The 1,827-nt window shown below is 65.7% G+C and carries 2 protein-coding genes; both read right to left on the minus strand.

Going from position 1 to position 1,827, the window contains the following annotated elements; genetic code table 11:
- Window positions 1-101: 101 nt before the first annotated feature.
- Window positions 102-992, minus strand: coding sequence for a LysR substrate-binding domain-containing protein (locus BW39_RS03395; protein ID WP_043819775.1), 891 nt, complete (start codon window positions 990-992; stop codon window positions 102-104).
- A gap of 64 nt (window positions 993-1,056) precedes the next feature.
- Window positions 1,057-1,455, minus strand: a complete 399-nt coding sequence (locus BW39_RS03400) for a hypothetical protein (protein WP_043819776.1) — start codon at window positions 1,453-1,455, stop codon at window positions 1,057-1,059.
- Window positions 1,456-1,827: the final 372 nt, after the last annotated feature.

Genomic DNA, 1,827 nt, shown 5'->3' on the forward strand with positions numbered 1-1,827 from the left:
CCTGTCCTTCGGCAGGCTTGCAACCCCGCAACCGCCACGACGCAGGCGCTGACATACGGGGAGTTTGCTCGGGCCTTTGCTTCGCTCGGCCTGGGGTTTTTTTAGCGGGGCATGTTGGTTCTTGTGGCGGGGGCCAGTTGCGCCGCGAACTCGCGCGCCGCCGCACTGTAGCTGGCGCCTCGGCGCCACAGCAGGCCTGCCGTGCGGATGAGCTGGGGGGCGACCAGGTGGATGGCCACCATGTCCGTGGCCTGCTGGGCGGCGCGCTCGGGGACGATGGTGGCCATGTCGCCCCAGCGGCACAGCGCGATCAGCGATTCCACCGAGCCCATTTCCGCGCGCAGCAAGGGCGTGACGCCTGCGGTGCGCAGCCCGTCCTCGATCAGGCTGCGCGTGTAGAACGTGCGCGGCAGCAGGGCCAGGGGCACGCCGGCCAGCGACTTGACGGACAGCGTGCGGCGCCCGGCCAGCGAATGCGATGGGTTGACCAGCAGCATCATGCGTTCGTCGAACAGCGGCAGCGCGTCCAGCTCGGCGCGCTGGGGCGGGTGAAAGCTCACGCCCAGGTCCAGGCTGCCGTCCAGCAATCCCTGCTCCACGGGCGGGGCCAGCAGCTCGATCACCACCACGTTGACCTTGGGATAGGCGCGCATGAACGCCGCCACGGCCGGGGCGACCAGGGTGTTGAGGAAGGTGGGAATCACGCCGATGGTCAGCGTGCCGGTCTGCAGCTCGCTGAGGTCGGCCAGCGCCATGCGCCCGGCCTCCACCTCATGCAGCGCACGCTCCGCATAGTTGCGGAACACCACGCCGGCCTGCGACAGCTTCAGCCCCCGGCCAATGCGCTCGAACAGCGCCATGCCCAGCTCCTCTTCCAGCTGGCGCAGCCCATGCGAGAGCGTGGACTGCGTGACATAGAGGTTCCTGGCCGATGTCGTCAGGTGCTCGGTCTTGGCGATATCGACAAAGTAGCGCAGCTGGCGCAGTTCCATGGGTGAAGGCAAGGGGGTGTTCGGCGGGCCAGTTTCTCACAGAGATACGGGCACGCTGCACAGTTCACTCGCCGTCGTCCTGGTCCACGAACTCCACCAGCTCCGGCAGCATCTCCAGCTGCTGGATGGCATCCTTGAGCCGCAGGCCAAAGCGTGATTCTGGCCGCCCGAAGGCGCCCTGCGCCAGCCGCAGCGCCGCCGTTGCCTTGATCCACTCCACCTCGAAGGCATAGCGGTCCGCATGCTGCTGGACACTCATGCGCTTGATGTGCTCCAGCGCCAGCTCCACGGCGCAGTCCACATCGACTTCGCTGTCGTCCCTGTCGGGATCGTCGACCATCAGTTCGATCAACTGCTGCAGCGTGCTCTGCACCAGGCCCAGCGAGGCGTGCATGGCCTGCCGCCAAGTGGGAAGAAAAGGTGGTTGGGGAGAGGTCGCCTGTGCGGCGGTGAGAGGGTGCATGTCTTGGTTCCTGTATGAATCAAGAGAACCACACGCCACCGTACGACGGGCAACGGGTGGACGGGATGTTCGTAACACGTATACAGACGTGCGACCATCCTTGCGGGTAGGCCCATCCCGTCCAAAACCGTTGGAGACAGGCGCGCACTAACGCATCTGCCCCAGGTATCTGGACATGACAAGACCCCCTTCAAGGTGGGGGCCGCACCTCTGTATTGGTGTTACGACACACCAAGCCTTTCGGCTCGCCGCAAGTTTAACGGTTGCGTATCAAGAAACCGGGCCGAGCGCAGCGAAGGCCCGAGCAAACTCCCCGTATGTCAGCGCCTGCGTCGTGGCGGTTGTGGGGTTGCAAGCCTGCCGAAGGACAGG

Origin of the sequence: Delftia sp. RIT313, from assembly GCF_000632165.1 — a bacterium.
GTDB classification, from domain to species: domain Bacteria; phylum Pseudomonadota; class Gammaproteobacteria; order Burkholderiales; family Burkholderiaceae_C; genus Comamonas; species Comamonas acidovorans.

What these genes read in the sequence shown, in the direction of transcription:
- BW39_RS03395 (WP_043819775.1), bottom strand. Translation starts at nt 992, where the DNA reads ATGGAACTGCGCCAGCTGCGCTACTTTGTCGATATCGCCAAGACCGAG.
- BW39_RS03400 (WP_043819776.1), bottom strand. Translation starts at nt 1,455, where the DNA reads ATGCACCCTCTCACCGCCGCACAGGCGACCTCTCCCCAACCACCTTTT.